The following is a 19,087-nucleotide window of genomic DNA, read 5'->3' as shown; positions in this document are numbered from 1 at the left end:
GTTCTTGACTTGAACGACGAGATGACGGCCGGGTCGATACGGCGAACGATCACCGGCACCACCAGCGGAGACCTCGAGACAGTCGAATTCGACGGGCTGATCCACGCACGGGGAATCCCCTACGCCACCGCCACGCGCTTTCGGCGGCCCGAACCGGTCGACACCCCGGGCACGAAGCGCGACGCCACCCGCCGCGGTCCGGCCTGCGTTCAATTACCTTCCCGTCTCGACAACGTCACCGGTCCGATGATCGACCGGCTCGAACAGAGCGAGGACTGTCTCGTGCTGTCGGTGACCGCTCCCGCTGCGGCCGAGGGACTTCCGGTCATGGTCTGGTTGCACGGCGGCGGCTACGTCTCCGGCGGCGGCGAGGCCGAGAAGTACGACGCGGACCAGCTCGTTCGGGAGGGCGTCGTGGTCGTCAGCGTCACCTTCAGGCTCGGCGGCTTCGGTTACCTGACCCCGAAAGAGTCGGGAGACAGCAACATCGGTGTTCAGGATCAGATCGCGGCACTGCGCTGGGTGTCGACCAACATCGCTCGATTCGGCGGCGACCCGACCACTGTGACCCTGTTCGGTCAGTCCGCGGGCGGCGATGCCATCCTCTCGCTGATGGCCTGCGAGGCGGCCGCAGGGTTGTTCTCGCGAGCAATCGTGCAGAGTGCGCCGCTCGGATTGCGCTCGGGCCGTTCGGCGCTGTACGACACGGCACGAAAGGCTTTCGCGAGTCGGTTCTCCACGGACCCGGCCACCGCACCTGCGTCGGAGGTGCTCGATGCAGAGCGAGCCGTGACTCAGGCCGTGCGCAGGTTCGGCGCCGCAGGCGGAATGCCGTTCGGGCCGGTTGCTCACCTCGAGCCACTGTCCGGTGACCCCGACGCCGCCCTACGCAAGACCGCCACGCGAGTCGAACTTCTGATCGGTCACACCAGGGACGATGCTGCGCCGTTCGTCGACATCGTGTCGAACATGCTGTGGTTGAACCGGTTCGGCGTTGTCAGTTCGGTGCTCACCGCACCGGTCGTCCGTCTCGTCACCAGCTTGCTGTTCGGCGTGGACGGCATGGTGAAGATGTGGCACCGCGCCGGTGGTCGGGTCGCGTCGTACAGAGTCGACTGGGCACCGAAAGGTGCACCGTTGGGGGCATGTCACTGCATCGAATTGCCGTTGCTGTTCGGTGACGCATGGTCGGACGCGCCCATGTTGGCCGGCCACACACCGCCGCCGGCGTTGGCCGCCACGGTACGTCGGACATGGGCAGCATTCGCCAGAGAAGGAGTGGCCGGGTTGCCTGCGCGTTCGCTGGTGTTCTGACAGAGACCTACTTCAGCTCGATCTGATTGCCTCTCATCGCGGGCGCTCCCAATGCCGTTGTCCAGGAGGGAATGTCCGAGGGCGAGATCCCCAGCCTGTTGGCGTAGACGACGTCGAGGGTACTTCGCTCGACATCGGATCCGGCGTATGCGGCCGGTGTCGCAGGAAACACCCGGTCGTTCGCGGTGGTGCCACCTGAATCCTGCGGCCCGGGGTTGCGCGACGGCACCTGATACGAACCGTCGTTGAACGAGCCACCCGGATACTGCGGGGCGTTCTCGCCGCTGCCCGGAACTGCGCTCTGATGACACTGCGGCCCACGGTCGTCCAAGAAACGAGGCTCGTCCTGGTTCGGCAGGTAGCGCCCCTTGGGATTGACGAACTCCGCTGTTCCCTGGATCCCGGGGAACTCGTTTTCCGTGTCGAGCACTTCGGGAATCTGGGGCGTCACGGCGACGATCTGATCGAGGAAGCAGTCGACGGTCGGGATGTACTCCTCGAGCGTTTCGAGCAGCTCCCGTGAATCGGCCGCCAAGCTGATGATGTTTTCGGAGTTGGCCGCGAGGAAGTCCGCAGTGGTCGTGGAACTCGAGGTCAGCGACGCGATCAGGGTATCGATCGCGGGGCGGCGTTCGACGACCGTGTTCCCCGTGACCCGAAGGTTGTCGAGAGCGTCGACCACTGACGGTAGGGCGTCGGAGTAGGTGTCGGCGAGGTCTGCGACACCTCGAATATCGTCCTGGAGCGACGGCAGCTCTGCGTTCACCTGCGCGAAGATGTTCTCGAGCCGATCGATCGTGGAACCCAGTTGCTCGCCTCGCCCGGAGAGTCCTTGCGCAAGCGCACCGAGGGTATTGGCCAGATCCTGAGGAGGGACGGCCTCCAATAACGGCAGCAATCCGTCGAGCAACACTCCCACCTCGATCGCGTTGCCGCTGACGTCCTGCTCGAGCACCGAACCGTCGACGATGGGGTCCGCGGGACCCGCCGGGTCGAGCAGGGCGACGTACCGCTCTCCGAAGAGCGTCTTGGGCAGCAAACGCGCGGTGGCGTCGGATGTGATCGCCGTGGCATAGGACGGCGTGATCGCCAGATGTGCGACAACCACGCCATCACGTGCAGTGGTCGAATCGACATGTCCGACAACAACTCCACGGAACTTGACGTCCGCGCGTTGCGGCAGCGCGTTGCCTGCGGAGTCCAGGATCAGGTCGACGTGGACTGCGTCGTCGAACGTTCCGTCGTACCGGGTGACGCTCCATCCGATGAACAGAGCCAACGCCACGAAGAACGCGGCACCGAGCGGGATGGTGGTGGAGCGTCGGCGCGCCTCGATCATGTCGAGCCCTTGCAGCCTGAGTGATTCATGCCATACTCCTTAGGGAATGACGTTATCGTCACGCATGGCGGTATCGTCAGTCAAGTCCCCCGGCACCCTGTCGCGCACAGTCGCCCAACTTCGAGGAACAACATGACCAGCAGCAACGACGTCGGCTCCCCCACTCTCGATGTGGACGTCGTCATCATTGGATTCGGCCCCACCGGAGCAACCGCCGCCAACTTGCTGGGCCAGCGCGGTATTCGCACCGCCGTCGTCGAGCGCGACGTCTCCATCTATCCGCGCCAACGTGCGATTGCCTCGGACGAGGATGCCCACCGGGTGTGGCAAGGCCTGGGACTCTTCGACGACATGCTCGCCACGATGTCGGCCGACGTCCGGGTGCACTTCAAGCACGGCGACAAGACATTCCTGTCGATGACCTCGTCGCAGAGCCACGACCAGGGTGTTCCCGGCATGTGTTACTACCATCAGCCCGAGCTCGAACGTGTTCTGCGGCAGGGCATCGAGCGGTTCCCTTCCGTCACCGTCATGCCGGGGTACGACGCGATCGACCTGGTGCAGGACGAGCAGAGCGTGACCGTCACACTTCGCCCGGCCGACGGGAGTCCGGACCGGACCATCACCGGCCGCTACGTGATCGCATGCGACGGTGGTTCGAGCTCGATCCGCAAACTGCTCGGAATTGCTCTGCCCGGCAAGCACATCGAAGAGCCGTGGTTCGATATCCAACTGCGAGCGTGGTACGACCTGCCCGTCGATGCTCCGTTGGACTTCACCTTCATTTCCGATCCCCATCGCCCGGGCGTCGACTGCCCATGCCCCATGGGATATCACCGCGTCGAATTTCGGGTCAACAAGGGCGAGACCGTCGAGCAGCTGCAGACCGAGGAGGGCCTACGCGGCCTGCTGGCCGAACGCGGGATCGACTACGACCAGGTGGAGATCTACCGGAGCTGGGGTTACACCTTCCACATCCGCCAGGCCGAACAGTGGAGAAAGGGGCGGGCCTTTCTGGCCGGCGACGCCGCACACATCATGCCGCCGTTCGCCGGGCAGGGCGTCTCGTCCGGAGTCCGCGACGTGGCGAACCTGTGCTGGAAACTCGATGCAGTCCTCAACGCCCACGCGAGCCCGAGCCTGCTCGACACCTACGAGCCGGAACGCCGACCGAACGTGCAGCAACTGACCGACTTCTCGTTGCGAATCGGGAAGTTGGTGATGCTCGAGAACCCCACGGCAGTCCGCATGCGAGACATCGTGATTCGTGCAGCCATGAAGCTGCCGACCCTGGGCCCCCTGATCAAGAGCAACGGACTCAAACCTCGATACCAACTCGGGACCACGGGCGGGTTCTTCGGCCGTACCGCGTTGCGACGCAGCCCCCGTGGAAGTTTCATCGCTCAGCCGTGGGTCACGGGATCGGATCTGACCCCGGTGCGTTTGGACACCGTGCTGGACAACAAGTGGACCTGGGTGGGCTTCCCATCGGCACCGATTCCGACGCCTCTCGCCGAAGCCGGTGTGCACGAAGTAAAACTCGAATACTCCTCTGCCGTAGCCGTCCACGACGTGGCTGCCGGACACTATGTCGACAGCGAGGGCACATTGGAGCGGCAGATGCACCGATCGCGAGCACGGGGTTTCCTCGTTCGGCCCGACAAGTTCATCTACGCCAGCGATCGGGAGATCTCGTCGGACGACTACGCCCGGGTGGCGGCGGTCGTCGAGGGACTACAGCTCAGCGGCACCGCTTAGCGCAGTAGTCCGAGACGCAGAAAGGGAGTGGTTGTCGCAGAACGACAACCACTCCCTTTCTTACTGCGTCAGAGCTGTATATCGGCAAGCACACCGGCAACGACGAAACCTCCGGCGATTGCGCAGCCTGCCACGCGCGTGCGCTGCGGCAGATACGCGGTCAGAGCGAAGGCACCGGTATCCCAGACATCGACTGCCACCCCGGCGCGCAGCAAGGGGCGCACCAACTTCGGTGCATACCTGGTGGCCGCATAGAGCCCGCCACCGATGTAGATTTCGCGGATTCCGAAGGTGCGGGCGGCAGCACGCGTGGTTGCCACAGCGGCGTCGGGTCCGGCCAGGAGTTCGTTGGCGCGAGTGGGCGCGATCATATGGGCGATTCCGATTGCCGCACGCCCCAACCCGACGATTTCGGGAAGGCGTCGTACAAGTGTGGTGCCGATAGCCATGGTTACATTCCTCAGGTAGTGGAGACAGTGTTCTCGCGAGCCAACCGCCGGAGCAGACCGACGGGCTTCTTGATGCCGAATGCGACGATGGTGGTGCGGCCGTCCTCGTGGGTCCACTGCAGCAGGGCAGACCCGTCTTCGACGGATCCTTCCAGAACGGTCGGATCTCCCTGCAGGGGAAGAGGACCGACGACTTTGATGGACAGCCCCAGGATCTCGGTCCAGAAATAGTCGTCGGCGGGTGGGCAGGTCGGTTCGACGCCGAGAGCGGAGGCCGCAGCAACTTTGCCCTGCGCGACGGCATTCGACCAGAACGGTGCTCGACGCGACGCCGTGCGCGAGTACGCGACATCTCCGGCGGCAAAGATACCGGGAACGGTAGTGGCGCAGCGGTAGTCGATACCGACCCCGATCCGGTCCGCGATACCGGTGCCGTCCAGCCAACTCGTCTGCGGCTCATCACCGGCGCAGGTGACAACGAGGTCGGCAGTCAGCGTTCGATCTGCGAACTCGATACCCGTGACGGGATCGCCGCCCAACGTGACGGGGGCGTCCGCCCGAACGAACTCGACCGACGCAGCCTGGGCTCGCGCGACTATCGCGTCGGACAGGAAGGAACCCAGGAGCCGCTGCAACGGTGGATCCACATCGACGACGGTCACCGCGATTCCGCGTGCAGCGCAGGCACTCGCGACCTCCATGCCGAGGAACCCTGCACCCACCACGACTGCGGTCGAGGCCTCGTCCAGTGTCGAACGCAGGGCGCGGACGTCCGCGAAGGTCCGCAGCACGATCTCGCCCGCCTGGTCAGGACCGGCGATGCGCCGGGCGGCCGCTCCCGTGGCCACGATCAGAGCGTCGTAGGGAACGTCGATTCCGGCAGTCGTGGTGACCGTTCGTCGTGTGGCGTCCAACGACACCGCGGGATCGACGATCGCCGTGATACCGAGATCCGACAGGTCCCACGTTTCCGCCTCGGCTGCTTCACCTTTGAGCACATGCTTCGACAGCGGCGGTCTCGCGTAGCAGCCGTCCTCGTCGGCACCGATCATGACGATCGGACCGTGGTGCCCGCGGGCGCGGAGCTCACGGGCAGCGGTGCACCCGGCGATTGAGTCTCCGACGATGACGATGCGACGGTCGGTGGCGCTCACTTGCTCTCTCGGAGAGCCGCTACCGGACACGCGCCGATCGCCGAACGTGCCGCGGAGGCAAGGTCGTCGGGTATGTCGCCACCATCGAATGCGTAGTGCAGCTCGCCCTCGTCGTCCAGGCTGAAGACCTTGGGCGCTTGATCGGCGCAGATTCCATGTCCTTCGCACCGATCCCAGTCGACGGCGACTCTCATTGCTGTGTCCCTTCTGCTGCCACCAGTTTCAGCGGCAGACGTTCGTATCGGTGAATGACGTTGTTGACGGCCCTTTTCGGTGTTGCCGAGGGAACGAATCGTTCGACCCGACGCGCCAGCACCCGCAGCATGGTCTGCGCTTCGAGACGCGCCAATCCTTGACCGGCGCAGCCGTGCGTACCCGAACCGAAGCCGAGTTGGCGAGCCGCATCGCGGGTGATGTCGAACGCGTCGGGGTTGTCCCATTCCCGCTCGTCGCGGTTCGCCGACGCGTAGATCACCAGCACGCGGGCCCCTGCGGGAATTCTCGATCCGCCGACATCGGCGTCGCGCACTGCTCGTCGGGAAAATGCTCGGATGGGTGACTCGTACCGGACGACCTCGTTGACGGCGTTGGGAATCAGGTCCGGGTTCTGCCGTATCGCCTGCCATTGCTCGGGGTGCCGAGCGAACAGGTCCAGTGCGCCGGAGATAGCTCCGATGGTGGTGTCGAGTGATGGGCCGAGGTAGTCGATCATCAGTGCCGGGCACGCCGACTTCTCGAGTCGATTCTCGTCCGCGGCGATCAGCACGTCCTCGCCCATACTTCCGGGCAGGACCGACCGCTCGCGCACCACCCGCTTGGAGAAGCTCAGCATCTCGGTGGCAGCCTTCACCGCGGTCGCCGAATGTCGATTGACGGGGCCGAGGGAGTCGAACGTTGCGCCGGCCCAACGGAGGAGGTCTTCGCGGCCGTCTTCGGGCCAGCCGACGAGGTCGGGAACGATCGACATGGGCAGTGCCGTTGCGAGATCGTCGACGCCGTCGACGAACTGTTTGCTCAACGCGGCGTCGACGATGCTTTCTGCCTTCTCCGAGATCGCCGTGGTCATCTTCCGGACAGCCTTCGGAGTCAGCCGGTGTGCCAGAACCGCGCGCTTCGATGTGTGCTCGTCGCCGTCGCTGTTGAGGGTCGTACCCCGGCCGAGCCGGTTGGCGATGGGATTGAGCGCGACGCCGTCCCCGGAGACGAAGGTCTCGTCGTCGAGCAACACCGCCTTGCACTCGGCGTACCGCGTGATCGCGAACACCTGCTGACCTGGGAGCCACACCACTGGGCCCAGTTCCCGCAACCTCGCGTAGTGCGGGTACGGATCGAGAATGGCGTCGGTGGAGTAGATGTTCGTTCGGTACTGGGGGATCGAAACAGCGTGAGTCATGTGCGAGTCCTCGATGCAGGTCAGTTAATGACGATATCGTCACCCATGAGAGCGTCGCCAGTCAAGGTTTTTGACGAAATCGTCATATTTGACAGGCGATAGGCTGGCCTCACAACTTGTCGAGTAGGAGCAGCCCGTGGTGGAAGGCAACCGTGTCGCGCGCCGAAAGGCTCGCACCAGAGCCGCTCTCGTTCGGGCCGCGCAAGGATTCCTGGCGAGCGGCAACACCAACGCACCGGTTCTGGAAATAACCCAAGCCGCCGACGTCAGCAATGGATCGTTCTACAACTACTTCGAGACCAAAGAAGAGCTGTGGCAGGCGGCGATCGACGCGGCCCTCGAATCCGCAGGCGACTACCTCGATTCACTCACCGTGGGCCTGGACGACCCGGTCGAGAAGTTCACCCAATCCTTCAGGTTGTCCGGACGACTCTTCCGCCTCGAGCCGCAACTGAGTCTCGTGCTGCTCAATTCCGAGGCTGCGGCATTCGCCGCAGCCGGAGGCCTGGCACCGCGTTCACGCCGGGATATCGAATCAGCCGTCGCTCAAGGGCGATTCGATGTGGACGATGCAGATGTCGCCCTCGCGATCGTGGCAGGTTCACTGCTGTCCATCGGTCGACTGCTGCTCGCCCAACCCGAGCGAGACGAAGCGGCAACCGTGGACGGCACGACGCAACGGGTCCTGCGGGCACTGGGAATCTCCGCCGAGGAGGCCGAAACACTGTGCAGCCGGGAACTTCCGACGTCGTACAGCGGCGGAGTACACGCAGCCATCGACCCCACGTCGGACGCCCGCGATCAGAGTCGCTGATTCGCCTCAGCCGATCACCGGCAGGCGGTCCTTCGTCAATTCGTCGAGTTCTGCCTGCATCACCGAGTGAACGCGATGCGCGAAGTCCTCAGCGGATTCGTCGGGTTCGGGACGCATCGGCGCGAGCACCGACGTCTCCAACTTCGTGGGTAGCGGTAGATATGGAAGCAACCCCACCACTCCCACGTTGAAGCCCCACGGGATCGACACCGACAGCGGGAGAGTCTTGGTCCGAAGCGATGTCTTGTCCAGCCGGAGCGCCTTGGCGATGCGCTTTCCACTGCTGAGGACGAGGAGAGACTCACCCGCTCCCGCGGTCACCACCGGAACGATCGGCACCCCGGCTTCCATTGCCAGACGGGCGTAGCCGCTGCGTCCGGCGAAGACGATCTCGTTGCGTTGCCGCCACGACTTGAGTGCATCGAGGTCGCCGCCGGGGAAGACCAGAACATTGTGTCCCTCTTCGAAGGCATCGAGAGCGTTCTGTCGAGCAGCCGGCCGAGCGCCGAACGGCTCGAGCAATTTCCCTGCACGCAGTGTCCACGCGATCTGGTGCGTCAACGCGATGACTTCCCTGGACAGGTCCAGATCGTCGTACGCCGCAGCGAATGCGAAGACGTTCAGATCGATCACTCCGCCGAACCCGTGATTGCACACGAACAACACGGGCTCGTCGGGAACCGGTTGCGCGACCGTGACTTCGAGGCGGTTGTACAGACGAACCGCATTGATTCCCATGGCCCTAATCGCGCGAGGTACTTTGTGCATGCGCGCACTCTAGCCGGGCGCACTCGCATCCATACGAGGTTCGCTTTCGGTCTAGGAGACGGCAGCGAAGTAGGGGGCCCAGTTCGTGTTCAGAAAGCTACTGAGCGACGCACCGGCATCGGATGCCGAACCTGCGGTACGCCACGCAACATGTCCGTCGGGGCGCACGAGCACGGCCCCGACCTCGCCCACCTCGTACAGGTCGATCAGGTGCCTGCGCTCGGTTCCGGTCGGCGCATCGGCCGAAACCGTGACCACCCCGGGCCCGCCTGCTGCGAGCGTCGAGACCACTGGGGCCCACTCGTCACCGGCAAACGTCAACAGCGTCAACTTGTTCGGATCCAGAGCGTCGTGCGCGTCCACGAGCGTGCCGTCCACCGACAGCACCGCATGCGGAAGGCGGGCACCGGGATAGGTGGTGGGGACGTAGTCGACCACGTCCTCGGCCGGCGTGCTCGACGCGTTCTGCGCGATCAGCGAACCGGAGTAGAGGTAGCCGAACTGCAGGCCGGTCGAGACGAAGTGCTCCACCTGAAGCGGAATGGCGTCGGCGATCTGCTGCCGCAACCCGGCCGATCCGGCGACCTGTGGGTTCAACCTGCGGGAGCGACTCATCTGCTTCCGCGTTGCCGTGGCGGCGAGCGGGGCAATGAATCGGCCAGGGATCTTGTTCAGCGGAGCCCGGCCCATCGCGGTGGTGGCCTTGGCCAGCATGACGTTGGTGATGCCCACCTTCTTGCCGATGGCATCCATCCGAAAGTGGTTGTCCACGCTCTGTTTCGCGAACTTCTCCACGACCGGTCGACGTTCGGTGTCGTAGGTGTCCAGCAACGAGTCCGATGCGGCCCCCGACAGGACTGCGTCGAGCTTCCAGGCAATGTTGTGGGCGTCCTGAACTCCCGAGTTGAGTCCGAAGCCGCCGGTATGCGGAAACCGATGCGCAGCGTCGCCGAGCAGCAGAAGTCGACCCCGCCGAAAGCTATCGGCGGTCTGCGACGTCATCACCCACGTGCCCGTCGATTCCAACTCGAAGTCGTGGCCGTTCAACACCTTCGGCAGCGTCTCGGCCCAGAACTGCCTACCGTTGCGGGCAATCTCCTGGTCCGGATGGAGATACGCCGTCATCAGAATGTATCGATGTTCGGCATGGGCGATGAGCACTCCACACAGCTCGGGCGTGTAGATCCAACTCAGCAACGGCCGTGCGTCGTCGGGGAAGAGAGTCGTGGAGGTGAAGAAGGCGCTACCCATGTTCGCCAGAACCGGCCCGGACAGGGAGATTCCGGCCGCATCACGAGTCGGGCTGTTCGCGCCGTCGCACGCGAGCACGTACTGGGCCTGTATTGCAGACGAGTCGCCTGCGAGAGTGACACGAGCACCGTCGGCGGCCGGGTCGACCGACCGCACGTTGACGCCGCGACGAAGATCGACCAACGGCTCCGCCTCGATCGCGTCCCACAACACCGGCATCAGGATGTGCTGGCCGATGTGCGAGACCATGAACGGGCTCTGGCTCTCGACGATGGCCTTGCGTTCGGGATCCGAGAGCAGGTCGATCGACCCGATCGCGCCATCGGCCAGACCGCCGAACCAGCTGATCAGGTTGACGGTCTCGTGCGGCGGCGACATCGCAGCGATCGACTTCGCCAGCCCCGGGCTGTACTCGCTCCAAATCTCCAACGTGCGGGCATTGATCACATGCGCGGCCGGATGGAACAGTGGTTTGTCCCGACGCTCGAGGACGATGCTCCGAATCCCTCTGCGAGCCAACAGAAGTGCAGCAGTGGTTCCCGCCGGCCCCGCCCCGATGATGACGACGGGTGCGGTCATCGGACCACGGTCCTCTGCATGCCCAGATCGATGGCACCGTCGGCGGTGCGGATACTCGCCGTGATGACGTCGTCCACCGACAGATACTTCGGGTTCTTCGCCTGGCGCGCGAAGAAGAACTTCCACTTGAGGGCAGGCGGAATCAACTCGCCGACCTTCTGCACGAACTTGGGCGGAGCAGAAATGGCGGTCCCGATCGGCGTGCCGGTCAGCAGCACATCACCGGCCGTCATGTTCTGAAACCTGGCCAACCTGGTCAGAGCCTCGGCGGGCGGGGTGATCAGGTCGTTGCCGATCGTCTGATCCTGACGCGATTCTCCGTTGACGGCCAGGCTCATGTGCAACTCGGGGATGCGGCGCAGTTCGTCGTTGTCGAGAAGCACCAACCGCGGCCCGAGTGGAGTGAACGTGGGATACGACTTGCTCTCGTACACCTGCACTTTGGTCAGCTGGATCTCACGTGCAGAGACGTCGTTGGCCACCACCAACCCGGCGACGTACTTCGACAGCGTGTCGTCGGTGACCGTGGTTCCGATCGGAATCTCTGCTCCGACCACGACACCCAACTCGATCTCGTAATCGAGCAGTGCGACCTCGGGTGGCTGCCTGATGGGATCGTTGGGCCCACTGATCGACGCCGACGACTTGCGGAAGAACGTGGGCTGCAGAGTCTTCGGATCCGACCCGGCGTCGATGGCGTGCGAGCGATAGTTGAGCAGCTGCGCCACCACCCGACACGGGGCGGTGACGGGAGAGACGAGCTCGAGTTCGGCGACGCTCGTGCCGGGTCCCGACGCGGCGGTGATCGCATCGCGGTCGCCGAGCAGCTGCCCGGTGGTCTCGGCCGTCGTGTCGATCTCGATCGCGCGGTCGCCATCGAGACGCCACCAGGCATCGGCGGTACGGATTACGTTGACAGGCATAGCTTTGAAGTCCCCCTACAGAGTTTTCGGCGTGATGGTCTTCTTGTTGGCGATCACCGGGCGCCCGGGCCGAGTTCCGGCTTCACGCCGACGAAGTTCCTCGTGGGGCACGCCGTTGCGTAGCTGACTGAGCAAGTAATCGGGGTCGATGTTGACGCCGATCGGGTTCTTCGCGAACTCCTCGGTGAAGAAGAACGCCGCGGTGTTGTCGGGGTCGAAGTTCTCGACCTGGAACTCGAGGCGAATCCCGTCGGGATCCTCGTAGTAGAGCGAGATCGTGGGCCCGTGGTTGATGGACCACACCGGGAGAATGCCCAGACGCTTGAGCCGGACGTAGTTCTCGAGGAGCCGTTCGAGCGAGACGAAGGTCAACGCGATGTGGTCGATTCCGTAGGCCTTGCGCCGAAGCTTGGCCAGCGGGAAGAGGAACCGCACCGGCTTGGGCACCGCGACGATCGCCAGGCGGTGCGACTCGTCGTCCCAGGTCAAGAACGTGATCTGCTCGTCCTGGTACGCAATTTCGGCACCGAACACCGTGCCGTACCACCGCACCATCTCCTCGGTACGAGCGGACTTCACCACCCAGTGGGCGATGTAGTCGGGCCCCACCCGCGACGGCGCTCGGCCCTGTTCTTCCTGCGTCGAACTCATCGAACTCGCCTCTCCTCGGCAACGCTGATGTGACCTACGCTACGACGGGTTTGACTAGCAGTCAATATATTGAGCATCGGTCAAACCAGCAGGCCGTTCGTGCACTAATGTCGGATCGGTGTCGACCAACGCGTCCCCCGGTGCCGAGCGGTCCCGCCGCGCCCGTCCCCGGATGGACCGTCGACAGGCCCTGATCGACGCCGCCATCGAGCTACTGGCCGAGGGCAACAGTGCCGACATCAGCGCAGCAGCGATATCGCGTCGTGCAGGGGTGGCGCACGGGCTGCTGTTCTACTATTTCACCGACAAACAGGGCCTCGTCGCTGCAGCGTTGGCCGACGTGTTGGCGAAGCTGGCCGAATTCCAGGAACCCGAGGCCGGTGAGCAATCGGTGCGGGCTCGCGTGGAGGGTTTCGTCCGACGCCACATCGAGTTCCTCGAACGTCACCGCGCCCTCTACGTCCGGGTGATTCGCGAGGGAGAACTGGGCGATTCCGTCGTCGAAGACGCCGTCAAAGAAGCCCGCACGGAGGGCGCTCGACAGGTGGCAGCACTTGCCGGACTTTCGGAACCCCTGTCTCCGTTGCAGAGTGCCGCCATCTCCGGGTGGACCGGCTTTCTCGACCGGACCGCCGATGCGTACTTCGACACCCCCGATCTCGGACTCGATGCGGTGGTCGAATTGGTCGTCGACACCTTCGAGGCGGTCGTGGCAGCAAGGCACCCTCGTCCCGAGAAAGACGATTGAGGTCATTTCGACCAAGTGCGGTAGCAGCAGGCACCCCTGAACTGTGCAATCTGCACTATTTCTGCCGCATCACTTGCGCAACAAGGGAAGCGACTGGTCCACTGTCCCCCATCGCAGCTCAGTGGCACCCATCCGGCGATTCGCAACCCGAACGCCCGCCCGGACCACAGGACCACACTCGGTCCCGCGTCGTCCGCTCTTCTCGCGTGCCCTTCGGCCTCGGCCGGCATCAGGACGTTCTTCATCGTCGATTCAGGAGCCATCTGCCATGACCAGCATCAGCCCCGCCGACCGCCGATCGCCGGTCGGTGACGGCAAAGACCTGCACGACATCGCCGAGCGTGTGCTGTGGCTGTCGACGTCGATGATCCACCACGCCAACCGGATTCGGCCGAACCCCACCGGACTGAAGGTCGGCGGGCACCAGGCATCCTGCGCGTCGATGGTGTCGATCATGACGTCGCTGTGGTTCGAGCAACTGCAATCGGGAGACCGCGTGTCGGTCAAACCCCACGCCTCCCCGGTGCTGCACGCGATCAACTATCTCCTCGGCGAACTGGACGAGAAGTATCTGACGACGCTCCGTGCCTACGGCGGTCTGCAGTCCTACCCGTCGCGCTCGAAAGACCCCGACACCGTCGATTATTCGACCGGCTCGGTGGGAATCGGTGCCACCGCACCGATCTGGGGTGCGATGTCGCGACGCTTCGTCGAGGACCGCTTCGGCCCGGACGACTCCGCCCGAACCGGCTTCAGCGGACGCCAGTACTCACTGGTCGGTGACGCCGAGCTCGACGAAGGTGCCGTGTGGGAAGCGATCATCGACCCGGGTATCGCAGAACTGGGCGAGATCGTCTGGATCGTCGACCTCAACCGCCAGTCCCTCGATCGCGTCGTGCCGAACATCGCCGCCCGCCGTCTCGAGAAGATGTTCGACGCCGCCGGGTGGCAGGTCATCACCGTCAAATTCGGTCGACTGCTCGAAGACCTGTTCGCTCGACCCGGTGGCGATGCTCTCCGCACCCGAATCCTGGACATGCCGAACCCCGAGTACCAACGTCTGCTGCGCTGCACGGCCGAAGAAGTGCGCACCCGACTGCCCGGATCGGGACCGGATGCGAGGACGATTGCAGACCTGATCGCCGACCTCGACGACACCGTGTTGACCGAGTCCATTCGTAACCTGGGCGGACACGACCTGGATGCGTTGCGCGAGGCCTACTCTCGCATCGACGACACCCGACCCACCGTGATCGTCGCGTACACGGTCAAGGGTTTCGGGCTGCCCACTCAGGGACATCCGCAGAATCACTCCTCTCTGCTCACCGTCGACGAGTACGCAGAGCTCGCACGCAGCCTCGACCTGGATCCCGCTGCGCCCTGGGGTCGCTTCGAAAACGACAGCGCACCGGGACGACTGTGCGCCGCCACCGCGGAACGGCTACGCCGCGAACCGGTTCCGGCGTCGACTCCTCCCGCCGTTCCCACCGACATCGGCCGAACCCCCAAGGGCACCGCCACCACTCAGGCCGCACTGGGCCGCACGCTGATAGACCTCACCCGCGAGGCCCCGGAAGCAGCGAAAAGGGTTGTCACAGTGAGCCCCGACGTCAGCTCCACCACCAACCTCGGCGGCTGGGTCAACAAGGTCGGCGTGTGGTCATCATCCGATCGGCACGACTGGTTCGGTGACGACGCCGAAACGATCATGCACTGGCGCGAGGGACCGAGCGGTCAGCACATGGAACTCGGCATCGCCGAGACCAACCTCGTGGGGCTGATGGGCGAACTCGGTGCCACGTGGAGCCGGTGGGGACAGCCGTTGTTCCCGATCGGCGTCATGTACGACCCGTTCGTCGAACGCGCTCTCGAGCCGTGGTCGTACGGCATCTACGCCGGCGGCCAATCGATCCTCGTCGGCACGCCGTCCGGCGTCACGCTGGCCGCGGAAGGCGGTGCGCACCAATCGATCAAGACGCCGTCGATCGGTCTGGAGCAGCCCGGCTGCGTCAGCTACGAACCCGCATTCGCCATCGACGTCGAATGGACCCTGCTCGCCAGCATCGCGCGCCTCGGCCGACCCGACGGAACCTCGGCATACCTACGATTGTCGACGCGACCCGTCGACCAGTCGAAGGCCGACGTCCCCACCGACCCGGCGGCCAGGGAACGCAGGCGTCGCCAGGTGGTCGCCGGCGGTTATCCACTGGTGCGTCGGGACGGTGCGACGGTGACCATCGCGGCCATGGGAGCCGTGATCACCGAAGCACTCGAGGCTGCCGAGCGATTGAGCAAGGTCGGCGTGATCGCAGACGTTCTGTGCATCACCAGCCCGGGCGAGCTCTACCGAGCCCTGCAAGCGAGGCAGGGACGCGGAGTCGGAGAGTCGTGGATTCTCGATCAGCTGCTCCCCGCCGATCGGGCGACGCCGATGGTGACCGTGCTCGACGGCCACCCGCACACTCTGGCCTTCCTCGCGACCGTCAACCGGGTGGCCTCGACGTCGTTGGGAGTGAGCAACTTCGGGCAGGTCGGATCACTCGACGAGGTGTACAAGCACCACAAGATCGACACCGACTCCATCGTCGGTGCCGCGCTCGATGTCACCGATCACTGACGTCGGTCCGTCCTCACGCGTCAGTTCGTAGCGAGATAGCTCTCGAGTCCGGTCAGTGTGGCCGTGAGCTTCTTCTTGAACGTGCCCTGCAGCGCTTTGCCCACCACGCCGAACAACAGTGGACTGGTCACCTCCAATTCGAGGGTGACGACCGAGCCGGTGCCGCGGGTGCTGCAGTGCATCGTCAATCGAATTTTGGAGCCGGTGGATCCGGCACCCACGAGTACCAATTCCTCCGGCGCACGGAGGCTTTCGACTCGAAACTCGATGGTGTCGGTGATGCTGGCGATCTTGATCTTCTCGACCATCGTCGACCCGACCTCGAGATTCTCGGGCGGCGTCTCGACCCAATCCTCGTGCAGGGCATGCCACTTCTCGAACGTACTCACATCGGACATCGTTGCCCACACCTCGTCCTGAGGGGCGGGCAACTCCTGCGTCATGGCGATATTCAACATCTCGGGTCCTCCGTTCGACGGCATTGTTCCCACAACTACGCCACATACCTGATTTGAAGTCAATATTGACATCAAGTCAGTCATCGGCTTAGTTTCGTGAGACCCGCCTCACAGGTATGGGGCAGAACCGAAAGAGGAGCCATGACGACGACCGAAGCGCTGCCCATTGCAACCGCTACCGATGTGCTCACCAATCTCCGAGCCCTGGTACCCGATCTGAAGGCCGGTGCCGCCGAGAACGAAAAGGCACGAAGGCTTTCCGAGGACACTGTCGCCGCCCTCCGACGCTCGGGCGCATTTCGAGTCGCAGCACCTGCGAAGTTCGGCGGACTCGAAACCGATCTACGCACCATGCTCGACGTCTCGGCGATCATCGCCGAAGGTGACGCCGGCGCATCCTGGGTCACCACTCTGTCCAACGTGAACAACTGGGCCGCAGGCCTGTACAGCAACGAGGCTCAGGCCGAGATCTATGCGAACGGGCCGGACGCCATCATCGCCGGCGTCGTCACCCCGGGCGGCACCGCCCGCAAGGTAGAGGGCGGCTACCGTCTCACCGGCACGTGGCCCTACGCCTCGGCAAGCCTGCATTCGGAGTGGTTCACCGGCGGAATCATCATCAACGACGAAGACGGTGACATGCTCGACCAGGGCATGGCATTGCTGCCCCGCTCGGACTACCGCATCGACGACACGTGGTACGTAGCCGGCATGCGCGCCTCCGGCAGCAACACCGTCATCGCAGAAGACGTCTTCGTTCCCGAACACCGCATGCTCTCGATGATTCCGGCGTTCAGCGGTGCCAACGCGACCGAACGTACCGACTCCGCATTCGCTCGTTCGGCCTTCGGCCCCATGCTGGTCATGGTGCTCGTCGGGCCGCAGCTCGGAATGGGCCGTGCCGCAGTCGAACTGGTCCGCATCAAGGCATCACAGAAGGCCCTGGCCTACACGGTGTTCGACCGTCAGGCCGACTCGGTGGCTTTCCAGATGCTGCTCGCCGAAGCGTCGCTGAAGGTCGATACCGCACATCTGCACGCATACCGCGCAGCGGAGGACGTCAAGCGGTGGGCCGAAGCCGGCGAGTACCCGGACCTGCTCTCGCGCGCTCGTGTCCGCGGCGACGCCGCCGTCGCACTGCGCAGCATCAACGAGGCACTCAACATGCTCGTCGACGCCACCGGAGCCGGTGCCTTCGCCGACGTCAATGCGCTGCAGCGCATTTGGCGAGATTCCAATGTCGGTGCCCGCCACGCCGTCATGCTGCCGCGGGTATCGATCGAAACCTACGGCAAGGCACTGCTCGGCTTCGAATTGCACGACCACATCACGCCGATCATCTGAGACGACCTAGGCTCGTATGCAACCGACGGCAACAGCCGGGCGGACAAGCCGAGGCAGATTGGATGTGCGGTGCCGAATCGAGTCACCAAGCCGGCTGCCCGGGCTGTCCGGGCGGCCGCCCGAGCCGCCGAAACCCGTCAGCGACTGATCGACGCGGCCGTCGCCCTGTTCTCGGAAGCCGACTACGACAAGGTCGGCGTGGCGGACATCGTGGAGTCGGCGGATGTGGCTCATGGCTTGCTGTTCCACTACTTCGGCAACAAGCGAGGCATCTACCTCGAGTCGATGCGGGCCACTGCATCGGCCATGTCGCAAGCGTTCGCGGACATTCCCGATTCGACACCCGACGTCCAGATACGTGCCGCTCTGACCAGCCATCTCGAGTACTTGAGCGTGCACCGCGGCTTGGCGCTGCGAATGGTGTTGGGCGGCAGAGGTGCCGATCCCGAAGCCTGGGAGGTGTTCGAAGGTGCCCGCACCGCCGTGTTGGAAGCGGCGGCCACACGGCTCGGACTGGATGCGGGCAACACCGGCGTGAGACTCGTCGGACGCAGCATCGTCGCAGCCATCGACGGTGCAACGGCCCGATGGCTCGAAGAGGACGTCAGCATCGACGTCGAGCAGATGGTGGAGTGGCTGGTGCACCTCATCGTCGCGTGCCTGCGCACCGCGCCGGTTCTCGATTCTTCGCTGAACATCGACGATGCCGTCGCATCACTTCGAGGAAGTGACCAAGCCTCGGGGGGTTAACCCGCCGAGACTCTCTTTCCCACACGGACCCTTGTTCCTACCGTGGTAATTGCGACCACCACCGCAGCGAGAACGGCTGCCCAGCCGACAGTCGTATCGACCACTTCACCGGAGAAGCGGCCCTGCGCCAACCATCCCAGTCCCCAGACGATCGCCAGCATCGGTGCGAGCGCACCACTCGAGTACCAGGCCAGAAACACCCCGACACCAGCTGCCACCGCGAGCACGATGACCGCCCATACCGTCGCGCCACCGGTGAACCCGAGACTCACCAGCCACGCCGAGATGTTCGCGATCGTCGCCACGCACACCCACCCGAGGTAGATGCCCATCGTTCCGTCGGTGATCACCGCGTCGGCGACGCCCTCCGGTCGATGCTGCTGCATCAGCACGAACACGCGGACGAGCACCGCCAGCAACGCGACGATGACGATCACGCTCAGCCACACCTGCCCGATCTGAATCGCGAGAATCCACGCCGGATTGAGCAACATCGACGCGACGATCGGTGCTCGTAACGCGTCGTGGCGTGCGGTGCGGCCGGGTAGGAACTGCCAGACGGCGTACGCGACGAGCCCGGTGTAGATCACCGACCAGATCGAGAACGCAGGGCCGGCGGGTGCCACCAGCGTCGACGTGGCACTGAGCGCTCCACCTGCCGCCTCGGCAATCGGCGTTCCGATCCACGCACCCGACCCGAGAAACGACACCACGACTGCCACGACCGCACTGACGACGACCACGATTTTCATAGCAGCACTGATCCCCCGAATTCGG

The 19,087-nt window shown here is 64.4% G+C and carries 18 protein-coding genes; 7 read left to right on the top strand and 11 right to left on the bottom strand.

The genetic code is table 11. The features are described from left to right. Positions 1–9: 9 nt before the first annotated feature. The gene (locus AB0366_RS16855) at positions 10–1,314 is read left to right on the top strand and encodes a carboxylesterase family protein (protein ID WP_366244903.1); all 1,305 of its coding nucleotides are present in this window, start codon (positions 10–12) and stop codon (positions 1,312–1,314) included. 7 nt (positions 1,315–1,321) lie between these two features. Here AB0366_RS16855 and AB0366_RS16850 read toward each other — a convergent pair whose 3' ends face one another. Continuing rightward, a complete protein-coding gene (locus AB0366_RS16850) occupies positions 1,322–2,653 on the bottom strand; it encodes an MCE family protein (RefSeq protein ID WP_366244902.1) in 1,332 nt (443 codons plus the stop codon). Between the two features lie 132 nt (positions 2,654–2,785). Between AB0366_RS16850 and AB0366_RS16845 the strand changes: the two genes are divergently transcribed. After that, a complete protein-coding gene (locus AB0366_RS16845; protein ID WP_366244901.1) occupies positions 2,786–4,411 on the top strand; it encodes an FAD-dependent monooxygenase in 1,626 nt (541 codons plus the stop codon). A 68-nt stretch (positions 4,412–4,479) separates the two neighbouring features. On the opposite strand, the gene AB0366_RS16840 is transcribed toward AB0366_RS16845, so the two are convergent. From AB0366_RS16840 to AB0366_RS16825, 4 genes are read right to left on the bottom strand one after another with little or no spacing between them, the layout of a single operon-like run. Continuing rightward, positions 4,480–4,860 carry a hypothetical protein gene (locus tag AB0366_RS16840; RefSeq protein WP_121871209.1) on the bottom strand — a complete coding sequence of 127 codons (381 nt, stop codon included), beginning with the start codon at positions 4,858–4,860 and terminating at the stop codon, positions 4,480–4,482. An 11-nt stretch (positions 4,861–4,871) separates the two neighbouring features. Beyond that, positions 4,872–6,014: an FAD-dependent oxidoreductase gene (locus AB0366_RS16835; protein WP_366244900.1), complete on the bottom strand. Its 1,143-nt coding sequence runs from the start codon at positions 6,012–6,014 to the stop codon at positions 4,872–4,874. Continuing rightward, on the bottom strand, positions 6,011–6,208 hold the full coding sequence (locus tag AB0366_RS16830) for a ferredoxin (RefSeq protein WP_366244899.1): 198 nt from the start codon (positions 6,206–6,208) through the stop codon (positions 6,011–6,013). The genes AB0366_RS16835 and AB0366_RS16830 overlap by 4 nt, the downstream gene beginning before the upstream one ends. Continuing rightward, the gene (locus AB0366_RS16825) at positions 6,205–7,407 is read right to left on the bottom strand and encodes a cytochrome P450 (RefSeq protein ID WP_366244898.1); all 1,203 of its coding nucleotides are present in this window, start codon (positions 7,405–7,407) and stop codon (positions 6,205–6,207) included. Before AB0366_RS16825 ends, AB0366_RS16830 begins: the two co-directional genes overlap by 4 nt. A gap of 136 nt (positions 7,408–7,543) precedes the next feature. Here AB0366_RS16825 and AB0366_RS16820 point away from each other — a divergent pair, with 136 nt between their 5' ends. Beyond that, a complete protein-coding gene (locus AB0366_RS16820; protein ID WP_317549518.1) occupies positions 7,544–8,221 on the top strand; it encodes a TetR/AcrR family transcriptional regulator in 678 nt (225 codons plus the stop codon). Between the two features lie 6 nt (positions 8,222–8,227). On the opposite strand, the gene AB0366_RS16815 is transcribed toward AB0366_RS16820, so the two are convergent. Genes AB0366_RS16815 through AB0366_RS16800 form a run of 4 tightly spaced genes read right to left on the bottom strand, consistent with a single transcriptional unit; the run spans position 8,228 to position 12,393 of the window. Further along, positions 8,228–8,989 (bottom strand): lysophospholipid acyltransferase family protein, encoded by a 762-nt coding sequence (locus AB0366_RS16815; protein WP_366244897.1) that lies wholly within the window; start codon positions 8,987–8,989, stop codon positions 8,228–8,230. Between the two features lie 51 nt (positions 8,990–9,040). After that, entirely contained in the window at positions 9,041–10,819 is a 1,779-nt protein-coding gene (locus AB0366_RS16810) for an FAD-dependent monooxygenase (RefSeq protein WP_366244896.1), read from the bottom strand. Beyond that, entirely contained in the window at positions 10,816–11,742 is a 927-nt protein-coding gene (locus AB0366_RS16805) for a fumarylacetoacetate hydrolase family protein (RefSeq protein ID WP_366244895.1), read from the bottom strand. Before AB0366_RS16805 ends, AB0366_RS16810 begins: the two co-directional genes overlap by 4 nt. A 15-nt stretch (positions 11,743–11,757) precedes the next feature. Continuing rightward, positions 11,758–12,393, bottom strand: a complete 636-nt coding sequence (locus AB0366_RS16800) for a VOC family protein (protein ID WP_314145131.1) — start codon at positions 12,391–12,393, stop codon at positions 11,758–11,760. 118 nt (positions 12,394–12,511) lie between these two features. Between AB0366_RS16800 and AB0366_RS16795 the strand changes: the two genes are divergently transcribed. Further along, a complete protein-coding gene (locus tag AB0366_RS16795) occupies positions 12,512–13,141 on the top strand; it encodes a TetR/AcrR family transcriptional regulator (protein ID WP_366244894.1) in 630 nt (209 codons plus the stop codon). A 268-nt stretch (positions 13,142–13,409) separates the two neighbouring features. Next, the gene (locus tag AB0366_RS16790; protein WP_317549523.1) at positions 13,410–15,758 is read left to right on the top strand and encodes a pyruvate dehydrogenase; all 2,349 of its coding nucleotides are present in this window, start codon (positions 13,410–13,412) and stop codon (positions 15,756–15,758) included. Positions 15,759–15,778: 20 nt separating this feature from the next. On the opposite strand, the gene AB0366_RS16785 is transcribed toward AB0366_RS16790, so the two are convergent. Further along, complete coding sequence (locus AB0366_RS16785; protein ID WP_183130279.1) at positions 15,779–16,216, bottom strand: SRPBCC family protein; 438 nt, start codon at positions 16,214–16,216, stop codon at positions 15,779–15,781. A gap of 141 nt (positions 16,217–16,357) precedes the next feature. Here AB0366_RS16785 and AB0366_RS16780 point away from each other — a divergent pair, with 141 nt between their 5' ends. Further along, positions 16,358–17,560, top strand: a complete 1,203-nt coding sequence (locus AB0366_RS16780) for an oxidoreductase (RefSeq protein ID WP_317549524.1) — start codon at positions 16,358–16,360, stop codon at positions 17,558–17,560. Positions 17,561–17,629: 69 nt separating this feature from the next. Further along, a complete protein-coding gene (locus AB0366_RS16775) occupies positions 17,630–18,310 on the top strand; it encodes a TetR/AcrR family transcriptional regulator (RefSeq protein ID WP_366244893.1) in 681 nt (226 codons plus the stop codon). Here the strand turns inward: AB0366_RS16775 and AB0366_RS16770 are convergent. Further along, positions 18,307–19,062 carry a TspO/MBR family protein gene (locus AB0366_RS16770; RefSeq protein WP_366244892.1) on the bottom strand — a complete coding sequence of 252 codons (756 nt, stop codon included), beginning with the start codon at positions 19,060–19,062 and terminating at the stop codon, positions 18,307–18,309. The two genes, AB0366_RS16775 and AB0366_RS16770, sit on opposite strands and share 4 nt — an antisense overlap. Positions 19,063–19,087: the final 25 nt, after the last annotated feature.

The organism is Rhodococcus sp. NPDC076796, from assembly GCF_040702765.1.
GTDB lineage: Bacteria > Actinomycetota > Actinomycetes > Mycobacteriales > Mycobacteriaceae > Rhodococcoides.
Note: the sequence above shows the minus strand (reverse complement) of the source record. Positions and strands in the feature narration are given on the sequence as shown.

What these genes read in the sequence shown, in the direction of transcription:
- AB0366_RS16800 (WP_314145131.1), bottom strand. Translation starts at nt 12,393, where the DNA reads ATGAGTTCGACGCAGGAAGAACAGGGCCGAGCGCCGTCGCGGGTGGGG.
- AB0366_RS16815 (WP_366244897.1), bottom strand. Translation starts at nt 8,989, where the DNA reads ATGCACAAAGTACCTCGCGCGATTAGGGCCATGGGAATCAATGCGGTT.
- AB0366_RS16770 (WP_366244892.1), bottom strand. Translation starts at nt 19,062, where the DNA reads ATGAAAATCGTGGTCGTCGTCAGTGCGGTCGTGGCAGTCGTGGTGTCG.
- AB0366_RS16825 (WP_366244898.1), bottom strand. Translation starts at nt 7,407, where the DNA reads ATGACTCACGCTGTTTCGATCCCCCAGTACCGAACGAACATCTACTCC.
- AB0366_RS16805 (WP_366244895.1), bottom strand. Translation starts at nt 11,742, where the DNA reads ATGCCTGTCAACGTAATCCGTACCGCCGATGCCTGGTGGCGTCTCGAT.
- AB0366_RS16790 (WP_317549523.1), top strand. Translation starts at nt 13,410, where the DNA reads ATGACCAGCATCAGCCCCGCCGACCGCCGATCGCCGGTCGGTGACGGC.
- AB0366_RS16850 (WP_366244902.1), bottom strand. Translation starts at nt 2,653, where the DNA reads ATGATCGAGGCGCGCCGACGCTCCACCACCATCCCGCTCGGTGCCGCG.
- AB0366_RS16785 (WP_183130279.1), bottom strand. Translation starts at nt 16,216, where the DNA reads ATGTTGAATATCGCCATGACGCAGGAGTTGCCCGCCCCTCAGGACGAG.
- AB0366_RS16840 (WP_121871209.1), bottom strand. Translation starts at nt 4,860, where the DNA reads ATGGCTATCGGCACCACACTTGTACGACGCCTTCCCGAAATCGTCGGG.
- AB0366_RS16830 (WP_366244899.1), bottom strand. Translation starts at nt 6,208, where the DNA reads ATGAGAGTCGCCGTCGACTGGGATCGGTGCGAAGGACATGGAATCTGC.
- AB0366_RS16810 (WP_366244896.1), bottom strand. Translation starts at nt 10,819, where the DNA reads ATGACCGCACCCGTCGTCATCATCGGGGCGGGGCCGGCGGGAACCACT.
- AB0366_RS16845 (WP_366244901.1), top strand. Translation starts at nt 2,786, where the DNA reads ATGACCAGCAGCAACGACGTCGGCTCCCCCACTCTCGATGTGGACGTC.
- AB0366_RS16780 (WP_317549524.1), top strand. Translation starts at nt 16,358, where the DNA reads ATGACGACGACCGAAGCGCTGCCCATTGCAACCGCTACCGATGTGCTC.